The sequence below is a fragment of the Cohnella suwonensis genome, assembly GCF_042655365.1.
Lineage (GTDB): Bacteria > Bacillota > Bacilli > Paenibacillales > Paenibacillaceae > Cohnella > Cohnella suwonensis.
Window position 1 is genome coordinate 1 of record NZ_JBHSMH010000016.1, and the last position, 19,838, is coordinate 19,838.

Annotated in this window: 17 protein-coding genes; 2 read left to right on the forward strand and 15 right to left on the reverse strand. The window is 58.4% G+C overall.

What is annotated here, in order from left to right:
- Positions 1 to 287: 287 nt before the first annotated feature.
- The 9 genes from lysS to ACFPPD_RS07390 form a co-directional block, all read right to left on the reverse strand.
- Positions 288 to 1,793 (reverse strand): lysine--tRNA ligase, encoded by a 1,506-nt coding sequence (gene lysS / locus ACFPPD_RS07350; RefSeq protein WP_209749505.1) that lies wholly within the window; start codon positions 1,791 to 1,793, stop codon positions 288 to 290.
- Between the two features lie 114 nt (positions 1,794 to 1,907).
- Positions 1,908 to 2,384, reverse strand: a complete 477-nt coding sequence (gene greA, locus ACFPPD_RS07355) for a transcription elongation factor GreA (protein ID WP_209749506.1) — start codon at positions 2,382 to 2,384, stop codon at positions 1,908 to 1,910.
- 226 nt (positions 2,385 to 2,610) lie between these two features.
- Positions 2,611 to 3,639: a tRNA dihydrouridine synthase DusB gene (dusB, locus tag ACFPPD_RS07360; protein WP_209749507.1), complete on the reverse strand. Its 1,029-nt coding sequence runs from the start codon at positions 3,637 to 3,639 to the stop codon at positions 2,611 to 2,613.
- A complete protein-coding gene (gene folK / locus ACFPPD_RS07365) occupies positions 3,632 to 4,159 on the reverse strand; it encodes a 2-amino-4-hydroxy-6-hydroxymethyldihydropteridine diphosphokinase (RefSeq protein WP_209749508.1) in 528 nt (175 codons plus the stop codon). Before folK ends, dusB begins: the two co-directional genes overlap by 8 nt.
- A gap of 4 nt (positions 4,160 to 4,163) precedes the next feature.
- Complete coding sequence (gene folB, locus ACFPPD_RS07370; protein ID WP_209749509.1) at positions 4,164 to 4,556, reverse strand: dihydroneopterin aldolase; 393 nt, start codon at positions 4,554 to 4,556, stop codon at positions 4,164 to 4,166.
- Between the two features lie 3 nt (positions 4,557 to 4,559).
- On the reverse strand, positions 4,560 to 5,414 hold the full coding sequence (folP, locus tag ACFPPD_RS07375) for a dihydropteroate synthase (protein ID WP_209749510.1): 855 nt from the start codon (positions 5,412 to 5,414) through the stop codon (positions 4,560 to 4,562).
- Complete coding sequence (pabC, locus tag ACFPPD_RS07380) at positions 5,411 to 6,292, reverse strand: aminodeoxychorismate lyase (RefSeq protein ID WP_209749511.1); 882 nt, start codon at positions 6,290 to 6,292, stop codon at positions 5,411 to 5,413. Before pabC ends, folP begins: the two co-directional genes overlap by 4 nt.
- Positions 6,289 to 6,870, reverse strand: a complete 582-nt coding sequence (pabA, locus tag ACFPPD_RS07385; RefSeq protein ID WP_209749512.1) for an aminodeoxychorismate/anthranilate synthase component II — start codon at positions 6,868 to 6,870, stop codon at positions 6,289 to 6,291. The genes pabC and pabA overlap by 4 nt, the downstream gene beginning before the upstream one ends.
- Positions 6,851 to 8,440, reverse strand: coding sequence for an anthranilate synthase component I family protein (locus ACFPPD_RS07390; protein ID WP_378081692.1), 1,590 nt, complete (start codon positions 8,438 to 8,440; stop codon positions 6,851 to 6,853). The genes pabA and ACFPPD_RS07390 overlap by 20 nt, the downstream gene beginning before the upstream one ends.
- A 180-nt stretch (positions 8,441 to 8,620) precedes the next feature.
- Here ACFPPD_RS07390 and ACFPPD_RS07395 point away from each other — a divergent pair, with 180 nt between their 5' ends.
- Both ACFPPD_RS07395 and ACFPPD_RS07400 read left to right on the forward strand, forming a co-directional pair.
- The gene (locus ACFPPD_RS07395) at positions 8,621 to 9,151 is read left to right on the forward strand and encodes a PadR family transcriptional regulator (RefSeq protein ID WP_209749514.1); all 531 of its coding nucleotides are present in this window, start codon (positions 8,621 to 8,623) and stop codon (positions 9,149 to 9,151) included.
- A gap of 7 nt (positions 9,152 to 9,158) precedes the next feature.
- Entirely contained in the window at positions 9,159 to 10,688 is a 1,530-nt protein-coding gene (locus ACFPPD_RS07400; RefSeq protein WP_209749515.1) for a DHA2 family efflux MFS transporter permease subunit, read from the forward strand.
- A 94-nt stretch (positions 10,689 to 10,782) separates the two neighbouring features.
- On the opposite strand, the gene ACFPPD_RS07405 is transcribed toward ACFPPD_RS07400, so the two are convergent.
- The 6 genes from ACFPPD_RS07405 to hslO all read right to left on the reverse strand — a co-directional run bounded on the left by ACFPPD_RS07405 (position 10,783) and on the right by hslO (position 19,692).
- On the reverse strand, positions 10,783 to 13,896 hold the full coding sequence (locus tag ACFPPD_RS07405) for an efflux RND transporter permease subunit (RefSeq protein ID WP_209749516.1): 3,114 nt from the start codon (positions 13,894 to 13,896) through the stop codon (positions 10,783 to 10,785).
- Between the two features lie 269 nt (positions 13,897 to 14,165).
- The gene (locus tag ACFPPD_RS07410; RefSeq protein ID WP_378081695.1) at positions 14,166 to 15,530 is read right to left on the reverse strand and encodes a sensor histidine kinase; all 1,365 of its coding nucleotides are present in this window, start codon (positions 15,528 to 15,530) and stop codon (positions 14,166 to 14,168) included.
- Positions 15,523 to 16,206 carry a response regulator transcription factor gene (locus tag ACFPPD_RS07415; RefSeq protein ID WP_209749517.1) on the reverse strand — a complete coding sequence of 228 codons (684 nt, stop codon included), beginning with the start codon at positions 16,204 to 16,206 and terminating at the stop codon, positions 15,523 to 15,525. Before ACFPPD_RS07415 ends, ACFPPD_RS07410 begins: the two co-directional genes overlap by 8 nt.
- A gap of 346 nt (positions 16,207 to 16,552) precedes the next feature.
- Positions 16,553 to 17,494 (reverse strand): cysteine synthase A, encoded by a 942-nt coding sequence (gene cysK / locus ACFPPD_RS07420; RefSeq protein ID WP_209749518.1) that lies wholly within the window; start codon positions 17,492 to 17,494, stop codon positions 16,553 to 16,555.
- A gap of 147 nt (positions 17,495 to 17,641) precedes the next feature.
- Positions 17,642 to 18,664, reverse strand: coding sequence for a peptidyl-prolyl cis-trans isomerase (locus ACFPPD_RS07425; RefSeq protein WP_209749519.1), 1,023 nt, complete (start codon positions 18,662 to 18,664; stop codon positions 17,642 to 17,644).
- Positions 18,665 to 18,804: 140 nt separating this feature from the next.
- Complete coding sequence (gene hslO / locus ACFPPD_RS07430) at positions 18,805 to 19,692, reverse strand: Hsp33 family molecular chaperone HslO (protein ID WP_378081700.1); 888 nt, start codon at positions 19,690 to 19,692, stop codon at positions 18,805 to 18,807.
- Between the last annotated feature and the right edge of the window lie 146 nt (positions 19,693 to 19,838).

The following is a 19,838-nucleotide window of genomic DNA, read 5'->3' on the forward strand; positions in this document are numbered from 1 at the left end:
TTCGTAATCTTCCGGCAAATGCCGTCCGCTTCCGAATAACCTCCGCGAATTTCTTCGCTTTGCTTACGCTCAATGTTCAGTTTTCAAAGAACAATTTGTGTTTCGTTTTGTTTCGTTATTTCATTGCCGTTTGAAGCGGCTTAAGTAATATATCACACCCCGCAACAGGATTGCAACCCTTTTTACTCATGGAATTTTCAACCATTTTAATAGTCATTCGTACTAATAGAAAAACCGGCAACTCCGCCAGTGCGGAGCGCCGGTTCTATAGCGATGGCTTAGGCCTCTTAGTGCTCGTCGCGCATGTGCGGGAACAGCAGTACGTCGCGGATCGACGGCGCGTCGGTCAGCAGCATGACCAAACGGTCGACGCCGATGCCCAGACCGCCCGTAGGCGGCATGCCGTATTCGAGCGCGCGGATGAAGTCGTCGTCCATCTCGTGCGCTTCGTCGTTACCCGCTTCCTTCTCGGTCAGTTGCGCTTCGAACCGTTCGCGCTGATCGATCGGATCGTTGAGCTCGGTGAATGCGTTCGCGTGTTCGCGGGCGACGATGAACAATTCGAAGCGGTCCGTGAAGCGCGGATCGGACGCTTTTTTCTTCGCCAAAGGAGAGATCGCCACGGGATGACCCGTCACGAACGTCGGCTGAATGAGCGTATGCTCGCAGAACGTCTCGAAGAACGCATTGACGATGTGACCGAACGACATATGCTTCTCGACCGGTACTTTGTGCTCCTTGGCCAGAGCATGCGCCTCTTCGTCCGTCATTTGAACTTCGAAGTCGACGCCGACGACTTCCCGGATGAGCTGCGTCATCGAGACGCGGCGCCAAGCCGGGGTCAGATCGACCTCTTGCCCTTGATAAGAAATCTTCGTCGTGCCGTGCACTTCCTGCGCGATGTGCGCGATCAGCTGCTCGGTCAAATTCATGATGTCCTCGTAGTCGGCATACGCCTCGTACAGCTCGATCATCGTGAATTCCGGGTTGTGGCGCGTGGAGATGCCCTCGTTGCGGTACACCCGCCCGATCTCGTACACCTTCTCCAAGCCGCCTACGATCAGGCGTTTCAAATGAAGCTCGATGGCGATGCGCATGTACAGCTGCATGTCGAGCGCGTTGTGATGCGTAATGAAAGGACGCGCCGCCGCGCCGCCCGCGATCGAGTGGAGCGTAGGCGTCTCCACTTCCAAGTAACCGCGGCTATCCAAATAACGGCGCATCGATTGAATGATCCGGGAACGGGTAATGAACGTCTTCTGCACATCCGGGTTCACGATCAGATCCACGTACCGCTGACGGTAACGCGTCTCGACGTCCTTCAGGCCGTGGAATTTGTCCGGAAGCGGCAGCAGCGACTTCGTCAACACTTCGAGATCCTTGACCTTGACGGACAGCTCGCCCGTCTTCGTCTTGAAGACGACGCCTTTGACGCCGATCATGTCGCCGATATCGAGCAGGTCGAACGCCTTGTACTTATTCTCCTCGACCGAATCTTGACGGACGTAGATTTGAATTTTGCCGGATAAGTCCTGAAGATTGGCGAAAGACGCTTTGCCCATGCCGCGCTTGGTCATAATGCGGCCGGCCAGGCTGACCTCGACCGCTTTCTCGTCGAGTTCTTCCTTCGTGAAGTCGGAATACTTCGCCGCGAGCTCTCCCGCTTCGTTCGCCCGGGCGAATTTGGTGCCGAACGGGTCGATGCCGAGCGCGCGAAGCTCGTCCAGCTTGTTGCGCCGGATTTGCAGCAATTCCCCTAATTCGATTGTTTCGGTATTTTCCGTGTGGTCCATGATCGTATACTCCTTCGTCTTTCGAGTCTAAACAGAGCAAGCAAAGCTTCCCTAACGCCGGAAGACGTCGGAGAAGCTTTGCGTAGCGAACGGATAGGCGTTAAATATCGATGGTTACATTTTGATATCGACGATTTTGTATTGAATAATGCCCGCAGGAACGCTCACTTCTACCGTCGTGCCTTTTTTCTTGCCGATAATCGCCTTTCCTACAGGGCTTTCGTTCGAAATCTTGTTATTCAACGGGTCGGACTCCGCCGTGCCCACGATCGTATATTCCATCGAATCTCCGAATTCGAGATCTTCCACGACGACGGTGGAGCCGATGCTGACCGTCTCCAGGTCGATCTCTTCGTGGTTGATGATGCGCGCGTTGCGGAGCATCTTCTCCAGGGTGATGACCCGTCCCTCGATGAAAGCTTGCTCGTTCTTCGCGTCTTCGTATTCGGAGTTCTCGCTGATATCGCCGTAACCGATGGCAACCTTAATTCGTTCCGCGACTTCGCGGCGCTTGACGGACTTCAGGTTCTCGAGTTCTTCTTCCAACCGCTTAAGACCGTCTTGGGTCAGAAGCACTTCCTTATCGCTCATCTCACCGATCTCCTGTCATGGGAAAGATTTTCACGGTTGCTAAAACAATATATGGCCTGTCGCCGCCGACATGCCATCTTCGGGTGGTAAAGCCTTGGATTTTCCTGATGTTCGGGCGAATATTGGTTCTGATTATATTTCAAGCCCTCAGAAATGTCAATTCGCGGAAATGCCCATATTGAAACCGCTTCCTGCGAGCAAAAATGCCTTCGGCGTCCTCAAGGTCCTAGTGGACGACCGCTTCTCCCGCCCCCGACGCGTTCTCGGCTTCCTGCCGAAGCAGTTCGTCGACGGTGTTAACGTAATCCTCCAGGACGGAGACGACGCCGGCGCGCGCGGTCAGATCCATGACGGAATTTTTGACTTGCGCGGAGTCCGGCAGGCCTTTCAAATACCAGGCCAAATGCTTGCGCATCTCGCGAACCGCGACGCTTTCGCCCTTCAGATCGATCAACCGGTCCATATGAAGGATCGCGATGCGGATCTTCTCGGCCGGCGTCGGGTCGGCGAGCAGCTCGCCCGTCGTTAAATAATGGACGGTACGGTACAGCATCCACGGGTTGCCTAGGGCGCCGCGGCCGATCATGACGCCGTCGCAGTTCGTATGCTCGAGCAGCTTCTTCGCGTCCTCCGGGGAGAACACGTCGCCGTTGCCGATGACCGGAATGTTCACTGCCTGCTTCACGTCCCGCAAAATATCCCAGTTGGCCTTGCCCGTATACAGCTGTTCCCGCGTGCGTCCGTGCACGCTGACCGCCGCGCCGCCCGCGCGTTCGACCGCTTGCGCGTTCTCGACAGCGTAAATATGCTCGTCGTCCCAGCCGATGCGCATCTTGACCGTTACCGGTTTCTTGGCGGCATCCGCCGCGTAAGACACCATCTCGTATATTTTATTCGGATCGAGCAACCAACGGGCGCCGGCGTCGCACTTCGTCACCTTCGGTACCGGGCACCCCATGTTGATGTCGATAATGTCCGCGTTCGTGTTCTTGTCGACGAACTTGACGGCTTCGACGAGAGATTCCTTGTCGCCGCCGAAGATTTGCAAGCTCAGCGGCTTCTCCCGTTCGTCCACGAACAGCATCTCGAGCGTCCGAGTATTGCCGTGAAGAATCGCTTTGTCGCTGACCATCTCGGCGCAGACGAGTCCGCAGCCGAATTCCTTGGCGATCAGCCGGAACGCCGGATTGCAGACGCCCGCCATCGGCGCGAGCACGACGTTATTGTTCATGGCCACGTTGCCGATCTTAAGCATGGTGTTTCGACTCCTTTCTTAACTCGCCGTCGGCCGGATTCCACGCGGCGTAACGGGCGATGCCTTCTTCCTCAAGCGAGAACGCCGACAGCTCGCGCGCCCAGGGGAAAGGTTTCTCCTCCGGCCACGCGTCGCGAAGCGGCACCAATACGAACGCCCGCTGTCCCATTCTGGGATGCGGGAGCGTAAGTTCCGGAGTGTCCATTGACGTCTCTCCGTGAACGAGCAAGTCCAAATCGATATTCCTCGGTCCCCAACGCACGTCCCTGACGCGCCCCATTTCCTGTTCGATCGCCAGCAGGCGCCTCAACAACTCGACCGGTTCCAGTTCCGTGTTCAGAGCGACCGCCATATTCAGAAAAGAAGGCTGGTCCGTATAGCCGACGGGCGCGGTTTCGTAAGCCGCCGACACGCGGAGAAGCTCGACCCCCGGCTCCACCTGCAGCCTGCGCACCGCTTCCGCGAGCGACTGTTCCCGGTCTCCCAGGTTGGCGCCTAGCGCCACGTATGCTTCCAACACGTGCTCAATCCTCTGCGGGTACGACGTTGCCGTCCGGGTTCCGTTTCCTGCGGAACTCCACGGTCACCCCGTCGAACGTAATGTCGAACGGCGGATTCGGCTTCGTCACCGCCACCGTCGCTTGAATGATACTAGTATACGTACCGAGCAATGCGGATGCAATGTTCTGGCACAACGTCTCGATCAGCTTGACCGGCGGACCTTCCACGATTCCTTTCACGAGGGCGTGGATGTCCGCGTAATTGACGGTGTCCGTCACGTCGTCGCTGGCGGCCGCCTTCCCCAAGTCCATCCGCATGTCGAGATCGACGTAATATTTCTGCCCCAGCTTGTTCTCTTCGGGGTATACGCCATGGTATCCGTAGAAAACCATGCGCTTCAATAACATTCTATCCATCGGTCAAACCCCCGTTCCTGCTTGGCGATACGCGATCGCGTCGGTCATCGCGGCGACTCGCTTCATCTCGGCGACGTCGTGTACCCGGACGATCTGGCAGCCCTGCGCGATGCCGAGCGCGGTCGTCGCCGCCGTTCCTTCGAGCGCTTCCCCGGGCGTTACGCCAAGCGTTCGCTGGATGAACGATTTGCGCGACGTCCCGAGCAGCACCGGATAGCCGAGCGCGACGATATCGCCCAGCCGTCCCATCGCATCCAGGTTCTGCCCGAGATCCTTGGCGAAGCCGATGCCCGGGTCGAGCCAGACGTTCCGCTCTTCCACGCCCGCGTTCCGGGCGATCGCGACGCACTCTTGCAAGTCCCGCAGTAAGTCGGGAATAAAATCGGAGTACTCATGGTCGTTGCGATTATGGGTCAGAACGACGGGACAGCCGAACCGCGCGGACACCGCGGCAAGCTCGGGCTCCCGCTTGAACCCCCACACGTCGTTCACGATATGCGCCCCGGCTTCGAGCGCCGCGCGGGCCGTTTCCGCTTTGTAAGTATCAATGCTTATCGGTAACGCGACATGCTCCCGAATCGCCCGGATGACCGGCACCACGCGGCGAATCTCTTCCTCTTCGGAGACGGGCGCGTAACCCGGGCGCGTGGATTCGCCGCCGACGTCGATGATATCGGCACCGTCATCGGCCATCTGCTTCGCCCTCTCGACGGCGGCGGACACCTCGTCATAGCGGCCCCCGTCGGAGAAGGAATCCGGCGTCGCGTTCAGGATTCCCATCACGAGCGTTCTCACGCCGAGCTCCAGCTTCAAGCCGTCCGTGAATTCATAGGTTCTATGGTAGAAGGTCGGCTTCATCGTTCGTTCCTTTCCGCTTCCGCGCGGTATTCGCGCATAAGGGTACTCGTGATCGGCCCGACGGAACCTTCGCCGCCGGGATGATGCCCGCTTCCCTCGCTATTCTCGATCTTCGCGACCGGCACGATTTCTTGAATAGAATTCGTCAGGAAAGCTTCGTCGGCGGCCAGCAGCTCGTCCCACCCGTACGAGCCTTGCTCCGTCCGGATGCCGAGCCTTGTCGCCAGATCCAGCACGTAGGCCCGGGTAATCCCTTCGAGCAAGCCGGTCGACGCTTCGGGCGTGTACAAGACGCCGTCCGCGATCCAGAACACGTTGCTGACCATTCCCTCGACGATGCGGCCTTCCCGATTCAGGAACAACCCTTCCGTTCCCGCGCCGGCGCCAGAGGCGATTAATTCCCTCTTGCCATTGATATTATTCATATAGTGGAACGATTTTAAACGGACATCGCCTTCCGGGGTGCTGCGCGGCGTCTTCAGCAACCGGATCGTCTTGCCCTTGCGCGAGGACGGTTCGTCCGGGGGGAGCGCCTTGGCATAGACGACCTCGTTCGGCCCGGCATACCCTTCGGGCGGCAGCCCGATATCGCCTTCGCCCGCGGATACCGACCAGCGAATATACCCGTCGGCCAATCCGTTCTCCTTCAATAGAACGGCGACGCGGTCGCGCATCCGCGCGACGTCAGGCTCATAGGCGATGCCTAGCGCCTCGCAGCCCTTCGACAGCCTCTCCGCGTGCTCCGCCAGCAGCCACGGCTCCCCGCCGTACGTCCGGAACGTCTCGAACAACCCCATCCCGTACAAAAAACCGTGATCGAATGCGGAGATCACGGCTTCGGTACGGTCTATCGGTCGTCCGTTATACAGAAACTTCATTCCCTGACGCCCGATTTCTGGCTCAGGAAATTGCGAAGAATGCGAAGCCCGTGGTCCGTCATGATGGACTCCGGATGGAATTGCACGCCTTCCACGATGTACTCCTTGTGCCGTAGGCCCATGATCATGCCGTCTTCCGTCTCGGCGCTGATCTCGAGGCAATCGGGGAGCGTCTCGCGCTTCACAATCAGAGAGTGGTATCGGGTCGCGGTGAACGGGGAAGGCAATCCTTCGAAGATCGTTCGCTCGTCGTGGGAGATTTCCGACGTTTTGCCGTGCATCAGCTCGCCCGCCCGAATGACGTCGCCGCCGAACGCTTGTCCTATCGCTTGATGGCCGAGGCAGACGCCGAAGATCGGAATCTCGCCCTTGAAGCGCTCGAGCAGCGCGAGGCTGACGCCCGCTTCGTTAGGCGTACAAGGTCCCGGGGAGATGAGGATGTGGTCCGGCGCCAGCTTGGCGATGCCGTCCAGATCGATCTCGTCGTTGCGGTAAACTTGAATGTCCTCGCCGAGCTCGCCGAGATATTGTACCAAGTTATACGTAAAGGAATCGTAATTATCGATGACCAGAATCATGAGCGTTTCCCTGCCCTTCCGTTGCTTCGCTATATTGGACCGCTTTCCACAGCGCCTTCGCCTTGTTCAGGGACTCGTAGAATTCCCGCTCCGGCTCGGAGTCGATGACGATGCCCGCGCCCGCTTGGATGTGGCACACGCCGTCCCGAACCGCGATCGTGCGAATAATTATATTAAATTCCATATTCCCGCTATAGTCAATCCATCCGACCGAACCGGTGTACGGTCCCCTGCGCGTCGGCTCGAGCTCCTCGATGATCTCCATCGTACGGATCTTGGGCGCGCCGGTAATCGTTCCTCCCGGGAACACGGCTGCCAATACGTCGAGCGCGTCCTTGCCGCGGGCGATCCGACCTTCTACCTGGGACACGAGGTGCATGACGTGCGAGTACCTCTCGACCGTCATGAGCTCCGGTACCTTCACCGTGCCGTATTCGGAGACGCGGCCGAGATCGTTGCGCTCGAGGTCGACGAGCATGACGTGCTCGGCCCGCTCCTTGTCGCTGGACAGCAGCTCGTCCTCCAGCGCCAAGTCCTCTTCGGGCGTCCGCCCGCGCCGCCGCGTGCCCGCGATCGGGCGGGTCGACAGCTTGCCATCGTCCAGCTTCACGAGCAGTTCGGGGGAGGCGCTGACGAGCGAGAAGTCCGGCGCGCGGAACATTCCCATATAGGGAGACGGATTCACGACGCGAAGCCATTCGTACAGCGTCTCGGGTGCGGCTTCCGTCGGCCGGCTCTGGCGCAAGGACAAGTTCACTTGAAACACGTCCCCTTGCCCGATATACCGCTGAACGCTGCGCACCGCCTCTTGATACGTAGCCTTGCTCATCGAAGTGGACAAGCCGGGCAGGCTCTCCACGTCGATCTGCAGCAGATCGCGCTCCGTCCGTTCGCGCATCGCGCGCTTGCGGGCGGCGCTCGCCTCGCCGCGCCCGTCCGCCAGCCAGCCCGACCACTGGCGCTCCATATCCGCCGACCGCTCCCGCGCGCCGTCATACCGCTTTCGCAGCGAACTCGGCTCTATTCCGCTCCCGACGCGAGCATGGACGGCGATGTACACGGCGCCTTCCTCATGGTCGGCGATCCATAGCTCCTCGAACCGTTGGAAGACGTACTCGGGCATGCCCAAGTCGTCCGCGGCGACGACCGGAAGCCTCTCCAGGCTGCGGACGACGTCGTAGCTCCAATAGCCGATCACGCCGCCGACGCAGTCCGGAACGCCTTCCGGACGAGGACCGCGCCACGGGCGCATCCACTCGCGCAGCACTTGCAGGGGCGAGCCCTCTAGACGGGCGGCCTCTTCCCACGCCGCGCCTTTTGCCGTTTCGGCGAGCAGGCGCGCGCCGGCTTCGTCTCCGACGAGGACCGATGCCGGTCGCAGGCCGACGATCGAGTAGCGACCGCCCTTCCCGCTCTCCAGCAGGCTGGCGTAAGGGGAAGCCTCTTCCCACGCCCGATCCCAGAATGCCGGCAGCACGTCCGGTCCCGTCTTTATTTTCCGCACGTAGGGAAGCAGCGAGTACCCCCCCTCTTCGTTCCACCGTACCCACTGCTCGAATGCCACTTCCACGCGACTGCTCCTCCGACGTTCGTTATCTTTACTATGCAGAATATCACAAAAGGCCGGTTCAAGGAATTTTATATATTGACTCGACATATATCGGACTGATATATTAGCGTCGTTACAAAGTTGGATGGTTATTCCAGTATGTCCAACATCACACTAACCGCCACAGACGGAGGTCGCCGCATGAACAGTCAGGACGTCATTCTAGGCATGCTCATGAAACGTTCCTTAACGGGTTACGAGATCAAGCAAAACTTCGAGAATATTTTCGCCTACTTCTACAGCACCAGTTACGGAACCATCTATCCGATGCTTCACCGGATGGAAGAGGAGGGGTGGATCTCGAAGGAAACCGTGCAACAGGAAGGAAAGCCGAACAAGAACGTCTATACGATCGCGGAGAGCGGCCGGAGCCGGTTCCATGATTATTTGCGCAGTCCCTTGGAATCGGAGACGGTCAAATCGGATTTCCTGATGAGGCTGTTCTTCGGGCATTTGGCGGATACCGGCATGGTCATCGAGTGGCTCCGAACCGCCCTCGCCCAAACGCAAGAGCAGTTGGACGGGTTAAAGAAGATGTATGCCTTGCACCGGGACGGCATGCATCCGGCGCATCTTATCTGCATCGAGATCGGAATCAACGGCTACACGTCCAAGCAGGCGACGCTTCTCGAAGGCTTGGCGCGCATGGAACAACTCCAAAGGGAAGAGTAGGTGTAACATGACCGGAACAGGTTCGAACCGCAATTTGATCATTCTGGCGATGGCGCTCGGGTTGCTGATGGCTTCGCTGGACAATACGATCGTGGCGTCGTGCATTAACAAGATCAGCGAGGACTTCAACGTCTTCGATAAAGTCAGCTGGGTATTCACGGCATATATGCTGGCGGCGACGAGCACGATGCTCGTCTTCGGGAAGATGTCCGATCTGTTCGGACGGAAAATGTTCTACATGATCGGCATCGCCTTGTTTCTGATCGGGTCCGCGCTATGCGGGATCGCCCAGAACGCCGACCAGCTCATCTGGTTCCGCGTCATTCAGGGAATCGGGTCCGGCTCCTTGTTCCCGATCAGCTTCACGATCATCTATACGATCTTTAACGATCCGAAAGACGCTGCCAAAATGTCGGGCGTGTTCGGCGCCATCTTCGGCCTCTCCTCCGTCGCGGGGCCGCAGCTCGGCAGCTTCATCGCGGATCATCTCGGCTGGCGATGGAACTTCTATATTAACGTGCCCATCGGCATCGCCTCCATGCTCGTTCTGATGGTCGCCCTCAAGGAAACGCGTTCGGAGAAAAAACCGAAAATCGACTATCTGGGCACGGCGTTCCTCATCATGACGACCGTAGCCTTGATGCTTGCGCTGGAATGGGGCGGCAAGGATTACGCTTGGAGCTCCTGGCAAGAGATCGGCTTGTTCGCCGCTTCGGCCGTCTTCGGCGCGTTGTTCGTTCTCGTGGAGCTTCGGGCCGCCGAGCCGGTGCTGCCGCTCTCCATCTTCAAGAACAAGATGGTGCTCGGAACGAGCGTCATCTGCTTCTGCCAAGGCGTCATCATGTTCTCGGCGATTACGTATTTGCCGAGCTTCACGGTCGGCGTTCTCGGACACGAGAATTCCAACGGCGTGCTGACGCCGATGATGGCTTCGCTGATCGCCGGGGCGATTCTGTTCGGCTTCCTCCAGGCGAAGTTCGCGTTCCGCACGCTCATGCTGTTCACGATGCTCATGACCGTTATCGTCGCGTCCATGCTGGCGGTCGTCGGAACGGATGCCTCCAGCGCCTACATGATCCTGCTGATGATCCTGCTCGGCATCGGCGCGGTCGGACCGCTCATGAGCGTCGCCCAGAGCGCCATCGCCGCCAACGTCGATCCGAAGTACATCGGCGTCAGCTCTTCCATCGTCGGGTTCTGGCGCAACATCGGCGGCATCATGGGCGCGTCGATCATGGCGACGATCGTCAACAACAACCTGCACCGGTTGATTACGAACGGCGCGACCGAAGTCGGCATCCCGTCCGGCAAGGTCGACGAATTGGCGAATCCGGAGCTGCTCATGCGGGCCGGCGGCCAACTCGATCCGCAGATCCGGGAGTTCCTGCAGGGCGCGCTCGGCACGTCGATCAACCACGGCTTCGTTCTCAGCATTTGCGTCGGCGCCATCGGCCTGTTCACGGCGCTGTTCGTCGGCGCGAGCCGGCTGGATGCCGCCGCGGCGAAGAAGCAACAAGCAGGCGCAGCCCACGCGTAACGAACGAGCCGTTAAGCGTAAACGCACAAGAAGCCCTCGCCGCCATCGGCGAGGGCTTCTTCGTTATTGTATTCGGGTAATGCAGGGAGGCCGATTAGAAGTTCTCCTCCGCGAACTTGCGTTTCTTGCCGGTCAGCATGTAGATGACTGGCACGACGATCAGCGTGAGCAAGGTCGACGTCGTCAATCCGCCGATGACCGTAATCGCCAAACCGCCGGAAATCAAGCTCGTCTCCGTTTGCGACATCGCCAGCGGAACGAGCGCAAGAATGGTCGCGCAAGCGGTCATCAGAATCGGTCTGAGCCGCGTCTTGCTCGCTTCGACGACCGACTCCAGCAGCGGCATGCCGGACTTGGCGTTCTTCTCGACCCGGTCGAGCAGGACGACGGCATTCGTCACGACGATGCCGACGAGCATGAGCATGCCGATCATCGAGCTCATGCTCAGCGTCTGCCCGGTAACGAGCAGCGCCCCGAGCGAGCCCGCCGGCACGAACAATAACGAGGACAGGATGATGAGCGGCGTCCGCAAGCCGCCGAACGTAACGCTCATGACGAGGAATACGAGACCGATGGCAGCCGCCAATGCGATCAGAATGCTTTGGAACCCGCTGTTGATCATTTCGAGTCCGCCGCCGATCTTCATCTCGACGCCGTCCGGCAAGCTGAGGCTTTCGAGATCCTTCTGCACGGTTTGCGTTACGGCAGCGGTATCGGAGCCTTTTACCGTCGCGCTGATCTGCGCATACGTCTTGCCGTTGTCATGGCTCACCGAGACCGGCGCCGTTCTCTCGTTTACTTCGACGACGTCCCGCAGCTGCTTGACTCCCGCGGCGGTCGGGATCGAGATCTCCTCCAGCTGCTCTTTCGACGCAATTTTTCGATCGTACGAGATCGTAATGTCCCAAGCCTTGCCGTCCAACGTATACGTCCCCGCGTCCGCGGGCTTCAGCTGTTCGCCGACCGCCTGCATGACCTGGAAGTACGACAGGTTGGCGTCTTGCCCCGCTTGGTTGATCGTCATCTCCCACTTCGGCGTGACGTCCTTCAGATTGTTCGTTACGTCCTTCAGGTCGGCGCTTTGCTTCATCAGCGCCTCGACCTGGGCGGAAGCCTTCGCCAAAGCGCCCAGATCGGATGCGTAGAGGCTGACGTCGATATTATTGCCGCTAGGAGGCCCGTTGCCGGCTGCTTCCTTCACGTCGACCTTCGACTCGGGAGCAAGCTCTTGGACGGTCGCCGTCAGCGCCTTCGTCGCTTGTTCGATGAGCGGTTCCGTGTCGGTGCCCTCCAAGAAGTTCACGGTGAAATGGGCTTTATTGGCTGTCCCGCCGGTTCCTCCTCCGAACGGACTGCCTCCGCCTTCCCCGCCGATCGTCGCTTGGTAATTGTCGACGCCCGGCATCTCCTTCAAGTAGCTTTCCACTTTCCCTCCGGCCGCGTTCGTCTGTTCAAGACTGCTTCCTGAAGGCAACGCGATATCGATGTCGATCGTTTTGGCCGAGCCTGCCGGAATGAACGAGACTCCGAGCAGCGGAATCGTGGCGAGCGAACCGACGAGAATCGCGACCGCCCCGATCAGTACGACGGCTTTGCGCTTGAGCGCGCCCCGGATGACTTTCTCGTAGAAGCGGACCAACGCTCCTTCGTGGCTGTGCTCTTTGACATTGCGGAAGAACTTCGCCCCTAATACGGGGATGAGCATCATCGCGACGAACAGAGACACGACGATGGCGATGACGACCGAGACGGCGAACGGACGGAAAAACTCGCCGATGATGCCGGAGACGAACGCCAGCGGCAGGAACACGACGATCATCGCGAGCGTCGAGGAGCCGACCGCGCCGATGACCTCTTTGGTCGCCCGGTAAGCGAGCTCCTTGCCTTGGTACTCCTTGCCCTTCTCTTGCCGCCAGCGGAAAATATTCTCGATGACGACGATGCTGTCGTCCACGATCCGCCCGATCGACACCGCGATGCCCCCAAGCGTCATAATGTTCAAGCTGTAGCCCATCTGATCGAGCACCGCGATCGTCGCGAAGATCGAGATCGGCAGCGATAAGATTGAAATGATCGTTGCCCGCACGTTGCGAAGGAACAGGAAGATGATAATGACGCAGAAAAGCGCGCCGTATAAGCCTTCGCGGATCAAGGAGGAAACGGAATCCTCGATTTCCTTTCCTTGGTCCTCGACGACATGGACGTCCATGCCGACGGAGTCCTTGTAGCCTTCCAGCTCGTCCTTGACCGCGTTCGCGACGTCTGCCGTATTCGCGTCTTGATTTTTGACGACGCTGAGAATGAAGCTTTCTTCCCCGTTGAACCGGGAAATCTCGTCTTGCTCGCTTACCGTCGTTACTTTCGCGATATCCGATAGAAGGACCTGCTCCGCGGCTGCCGGGCCGTCTGCCGAATTGCCTCCCGGACTGCCTGCCGCGCCGCCCATCGGATTAGCCGCCGCTTGCCCGCCACCCGGGCTAAGCTTCAATTGCTCGAGCTGCTCGACCGCGTTCATTTTACCGACCAGGCGAATCGGGATCGTATTGTCCTCGCTATTGACGGAGCCCAGCGGCAGCGCATAGTTCTGGGCTTCGATCGCGCTCTGGACGGCACCGATCGAGATGCCCTGCTCGCTTGCCTTCCGTTTGTCCACCACGATATCGAGACGCTCGGATTTCGTGCCCTTCAGCTCGACCGAACTGATCCCGTCGATCTGTCGGAGCTTCGGCAGCACTTCGTTTTCAAGCCGTTGCTGCAGCCCTTCCGGATCGTTCCGCGTCGAGAAGATCGCCGCTTGGTAAATCGGCTGCGACCCGGCGGACAATCGTTGAATCTTGACTTCCGCCTTGTCGGGCAAGTTCACCTTCGCGAGAGCGCCCTCCACCTCCGTCGTGATCTTGTCCATATCCTTGCCGAACGGATATTGCACGAACACCGATGCCATATTCTCCGACGAGGTACTCGTCAGGGAGTCGTAGCCTTTAAGCCCGGTTAGGCTAGCCTCGATCGGCTTCGTGACCTCGGATTCGATCTCTTCGGTCGACGCGCCGGGATAGACCGCTTGAACGAAGACGGCGGGGAAACTAACGTCCGGGAACGTCTGCTGCTTGATCTTAACGCTAGAGTACAGCCCCAACCCCGTAACCAAAATACACAAAATCAATACGGCTACGCCGTTTTTCAAACTGAACCTGCTAAGTGCGCCCATAATCTCTCTCCTCTCGTCTAGTTGCGTGTTCAAAAAGTCCGGTTTTCAGCACCGAGAAGGTTGAAAGAAGCTAGGGAATGAGGATCGGAGCGTAGGCAAACCTACGTGAGAACCGGAAGTTACGGCTGAATTCAAGATTCGAAGCCGAAACAGCATCCCGAATGACTTCGTGATCAAAAGCGGACTTTTTGAACCACCTCTATGAGAGGAGTATACAAAACGTATTTGAACTCAATATGTACGGACGATAACAAATCGCGAGCGGTCGGCTATCGTGCGAAGGAGAGCGGCAGGCTGACGGTGAATTCGGTTCCCTTGCCCGCTACGCTGAACACCGCGATTTCGCCGTTGTGGAGATCGACGATCCGTTTCGCGATGGACAGGCCGAGACCGTTGCCCCGCACCGCCGCGTCCCTCGACTTGTCCGCTTTGTAGAACGGCGTGAAAATAAGGGCGTGATCCTCCTCGGGAATGCCGATGCCGTTATCGGCAATGACGACGCTCGCCGTTTCGCCGCCATGATGAAGGCTGATCCGGATATGCCCGCTTTCCGGCGTGAACTTGATGGCGTTATGGAACAAGTTCGTCCAGACTTGGTTCAACAGGTCCTCGTCCGCGACGATCGTCGTCTCTTCGAGTTCCAATTCGACTCGGAGCGCCTTCGCTTTCCACTGCGGCTCGCAGGCGATCACGACATGGCGGAGCTGCTCGTCCAGCCGGAACTTCCCGGGGTTGAGCGTCGGATGCCCCGTCTGCAGCGAGGACAGCCGCAACAGATTATTGCCCATCCGGGAAAGGCGCTCGCTTTCCTCTTCGATAATCGTCAAGTAATGATTCCTTTTGTCCTCGTCCATTCGCTTGCTCTTGAGCGCCTTCGAGAATCCGGAGATGGACGTGAGCGGCGACTGAAACTCGTGGGATACGTTATTGACGAAGTCGACCCGCATGCGGTCAAGCGCCCCCAGCTCTTCCGCCATGTGGTTAAAGCTGTTCGTCAGCTGGCCGATCTCGTCTTTCCGCTTGGATCGGATCGACACGTTGAAATCGCCGGACGCGAGCTTCCGCGTCGCTCGCGTCAGCCGGTGCAGCGGAAGGACGACGTACCTCGACGCGATCAGAATAAGCACGCTGCCGACGAAGAGCACGATGCCGAGCACCGTCAGCAGAACGTTGCGGAACTGCGCCAGCAAGCCTTCGAGCTTCGGCGCCAAGAACAAAGCGTAAGGCTTGTCTTGAATCCGAAGCGGAAGCCCGATCAGAATGCCGCGAGGTCCGTCGTGCTCCTCGTTATTCCTGGCAATGCCGCCGTTCAGAACCGTCTCGAGCATCTTGTCGTTGGCGAATTCGGGTTCCGAATCATCCAAGGAATAGATCCTAGTCATCGATTCATCGTATAGCTCGACCCGGAAAGCCGGAAATATGACCATTTGTTCCATGTACGCTTTCACTTGATCCGGGGTCGTCGTCTCCAGATTGCGAATGATTTCGCCCCCCGTTCGGACAAGCTCATCCTCGAAAGAGACCTTAATCCGGCTCATGTATAGCCTACCCGAGACCGAGAATCCGACCGCGATGCTGACGATAATGACGACGATAAAAATAAGCACGACGCGTACATAGAGCGACTTAGTCATGGACGACCTCCAGGCGGTAGCCCAAGCCGCGCAACGTCGTGATCCGGAACTCGGATTGGTAGGATCCGAACTTCTCGCGTAGCCGCTTGACGTGCACGTCTACCGTTCTTTCGTCGCCGTCGTAATCCAGCCCCCAGATCTGGTCGATCAGTTGGCTGCGGGTGAACAGTCTGCCCGGCTGGCTGGCGAGCTTGTACAGCAGCTCGAATTCCTTCAGCGGCAACGTCGTCGCTTGCCCGTCCCTGTTATCGACGATCTGGTAGGCGATGCGGTCCAGCGTCAGGCTGCCCAGGTTCGTTTGCTGGGAGACGGCGATGCGATACCTCTTCAGCAGCGCCTTGACTCTCAGCACCATCTCCATCGGATCGAACGGCTTGGTCATGTAATCGTCCGTGCCGAGCTGGAACCCTTTAATCTTCTGGTCGGCCTCGGCTTTGGCGGTAATCATCAGAATCGGAATGTCGCCCTTCTCCCGGATTCTCTTGCACAGCTCCCAGCCGTCCAGCTTCGGCATCATGATGTCCAAGATGACCATGTCGACTGGCTGAGACTGCACGTGCCGCCACGCTTCTTCCCCGTTGACCGCCTCCGCGACGTCGAAGCCTTCGTCCGTCAAATATAAATTCACCAATTCGCGAATGTGCGGATCGTCGTCCACGACGAGCAGGTTGGCCATAACCGATCACCGTTCCCTTCCTAACTGGAATTATGGATGATCCGCGAGTGCGCCGCAAGACTAAGGGGAGTCGGAGAAGGCGGGTTGGCGGAAAAACCGCGGGCGGAGGAACGGAGGAGGTAGATGCGGGGACGGTGGGGCAGAGATGGTACGGCTGTTCGTAATGGGAATTGTCGGCGACTCGCACGCTTGATGGATATATATTTAATCAAGAAAAATCCATTAAAATGAATCAAATATAATGGATTTTTACATTTGGCAACCGTGCCGCTAACTCCCTACAACGCAAAAAGCTTGCCGAGGGATGCTCGGCAAGCTTCAATCCGCCGAAGGCGGACCGAAATGATTAGTTGTCGAAGTTGAACAGAGGCGTGCTCAGGTAACGTTCGCCGTTGGAAGGAACGACCGCGATGACGCGTTTGCCTTCGCCCAGTTCCTTGGCGACTTTGAGAGCCGCGAAGATCGCCGCGCCGGAGGAAATACCGACGAGCAAGCCTTCTTTCTTGGCTACCGTGCGAGCCGTCTCGAACGCTTCTTCGTTCTCGACCGTCAACACTTGATCGTAGATGTCGCGATTCAAGATCTCGGGAATGAAGTTCGCGCCGATGCCTTGGATCTTGTGCGGGCCGGGGCCGCCGCCGGACAACAGCGGGGAAGCCGCAGGCTCGACCGCAACGACTCGGATGCCAGGGAAGTTTTCTTTCAGCACTTCGCCGGCGCCGGAGATCGTGCCGCCCGTGCCGATGCCTGCGACGAACGCGTCAAGCTTGCCGTCGAGGGAGTTGATCGCTTCGACGATTTCCGGACCCGTCGTCTCGCGGTGGATTTTCACGTTCGCTTTGTTCTTGAATTGTTGGGGAAGGAAATAATCCGGGTTCTCTTGAGCGATCTCTTCCGCTTTGCGTACGGCGCCGTTCATGCCTTCGGAACCGGGCGTCAAGACGAGTTCCGCTCCGTAAGCGCGAAGTAGGTTGCGACGCTCCAAGCTCATCGTCTCGGGCATAACGAGAATCGAGCGGTAGCCCTTAGCCGCGGCGACCATCGCCAGGCCGATGCCGGTGTTGCCGCTCGTCGGCTCGACGATCGTGCTGACGCCCGGTTTGATGATGCCGTCTTGCTCGGCGACTTCGATCATGCTGATGGCGATGCGGTCTTTTACGCTGTGTCCCGGATTCTGGTATTCCAGCTTCACGTAGATTTCCGCGCTGCCTTCGGGCACGATGCGGTTCAAGCGTACGAGCGGCGTATCGCCGATCAGTTGAGTGACGTTCTGAACAATCTTAGCCATGGACAATTCCCTCCCAAAATATACGGCCGATGCCGCGATGCGTTAATCCGACTAAATCAGTAGGTATTTATGTTTTCATCTTATCAAAACCGATGGAAGATTGTCAATAGCGACGTTCCAAGGACTGCCAATCCGAACGGCTCATTCCTAATTTCTTAACGCTCGATCTTTGATTTCGGCGCCGTATTTCGCAAGCAGCGACTGTTCGAAATCCTTCGTCGAAGGCGCCTTACCGAGGGCGATCTGACGACGGACGTCTTCGCGAATCTGCTCATCCGATTTCGTCTGAGACAGGCCGCGGCCGTCCACCTTCACAACCGCGTAGCCTTCGTCGAGCGCGATCGGCCCGCCGATGTCCCCGGAGCTTAGCTCCTTCGCCGCCCGCAGCACCTTCTCGGAGACGAACGGGTCGTCTTCCTCGACCCAACCGAGATCGCCGCCCGCGTCCGCGGTAAACTCGTCGAGGGAACGGGTTCTCGCGATTTCGCCGAAATCCGCGCCGTTAGCCAATCGGGCGATCACGTCGTTCGCCTGCTTCTTCGAGTCGACGACGATGAGCATGAGATGATATTGCTTCTTCGGCATCAGTTCCTGTCGGTGCTCGTCCAAATAACCTTCGATCTCTTCCTCCGATACCGTCACGCCTTGTATAATCAGCTTCTCGAGCAGCAGGCGGTAGCGGGCATCTTCCAGCACTTCCTGCGGATTCATGCCGAGCTGTTCCTCCATCTGCCGATAGAAAGCTTCTTCGCTCTCGTAGCCTTGCTTCATCTGGCGAAGCTCCGCGTCCAACTCTTCATCCGACACTTCGATCCGTGAAGAGGCGGATTCTTCTTTCACCGCTTCTTGCAGCATCATCGCCCGCAAAGCCTGAGAGCCGTACGCGGACAACAACCGATCCATCAGCTGTTGCCTCGTGATGACGACGTCCCCGACCGTGGCGACGACGTCGCTTCCGGACTGTCCGGCCCCGCCTTGCGACGACGTCGCGGAAGCGCTCGAGACGGGCGACGTCTCGGCGGGAGAAGCTTCTTGAGACTTGCATCCCGATAACATTGCCAATGTTGCCATTGCCAAGAGGGCAAGCAGTACGAACGGCTCGCGCCGTATCGTCTCCCTCATGCTTCTCATCCCTTTCCAGGTCCGATCTTGATCACGAAGTTTATTCATGGGTGGTTACTCGACGTCGAATCTTGAATGCTGCACGGGACTTCCGGTTCTCACGTAGGTTCGCCTACGCTCCGATCCTCATTCCCGTGCTTCATCCAACCTTCTCGGTGCTGAAGATCGAACAATTTTATCTTTTACAATTAAGCCCGATCCGTCAACCGGTACAGCTCTTCCAGCTGCGCGTCGTCGAACATGTATTTCTCGTTGCAGAAATGACAGTGGAGCTCCGCTTCGCCGTCTTCGTCGATCATGCTGCGCAGCTCTTGCCTGCCAAGCGTAATGAGCACCTTCTCGAACCGCTCGCGCGAGCAATTGCACTTGAAGACGGGCTCGATGCTGTCGTGGATCGTCAAGTCGTCGCCGACTAGAAAACGCAAAATGCCTTCCGGCGTCTCCCCTTGATCCATCAGCGCCGTCACGTGCGGCATCGCCGCGATCGCCCGTTCCAGACGAACGAGCCGGTCCTCGGCCAAGCCCGGCAGCACCTGCACGATGAACCCGCCCGCGTGAACGACGGAATTGTCCGTCTCGACGAGCACCCCGAGCCCGACGCACGAAGGCGTCTGCTCCGAATCCGCGAAATACAGCGTGAAGTCCTCGGCCAACTCGCCCGAAATAATCGGAACGCTGCCCCGGTAAGGCTCGCGCAAGCCGAGATCCTTCGTCACGTGAATGTAGCCGCTGCGTCCGACGACGCCGGCGACGTCCAGCTTCCCTTGGCTGTTGCTCGGAAGATGCACGTGCGGATGATCGACATATCCTCTAACCTCGCCGGTTGCGTTCGCGTCGACGACGATCTGCCCGATCGGTCCGTCGCCTTTTACTTGCACGGTCAGCTTTTCTTTGCCTTTCAGCATGAACCCCATCATCGCCGCGGCGGTCGCCGTTCTACCTAGCGCGGCCGTCGCCGTCGGGAACGTATCCTGTCTCCGCTGAAGCTCTGACACGAGCGCCGTCGTCCTTGCGGCGAACACGCGCAAGCCGCCGTTCCACGCGGTACCCCGTATGATTTCGTCTTTCATTTCCATCCATCCCCTTTCCCAGTTGCCCTGCTGTTCGCATCCCTACCGAAATAACAGCAAATATACATCTATTTCGTCCACCCGGGACGAATTTTCGTCCATTCCCGAAAAATAACTGTATATTTGCATGTATTCCCGCCAGCAGCCCCTGC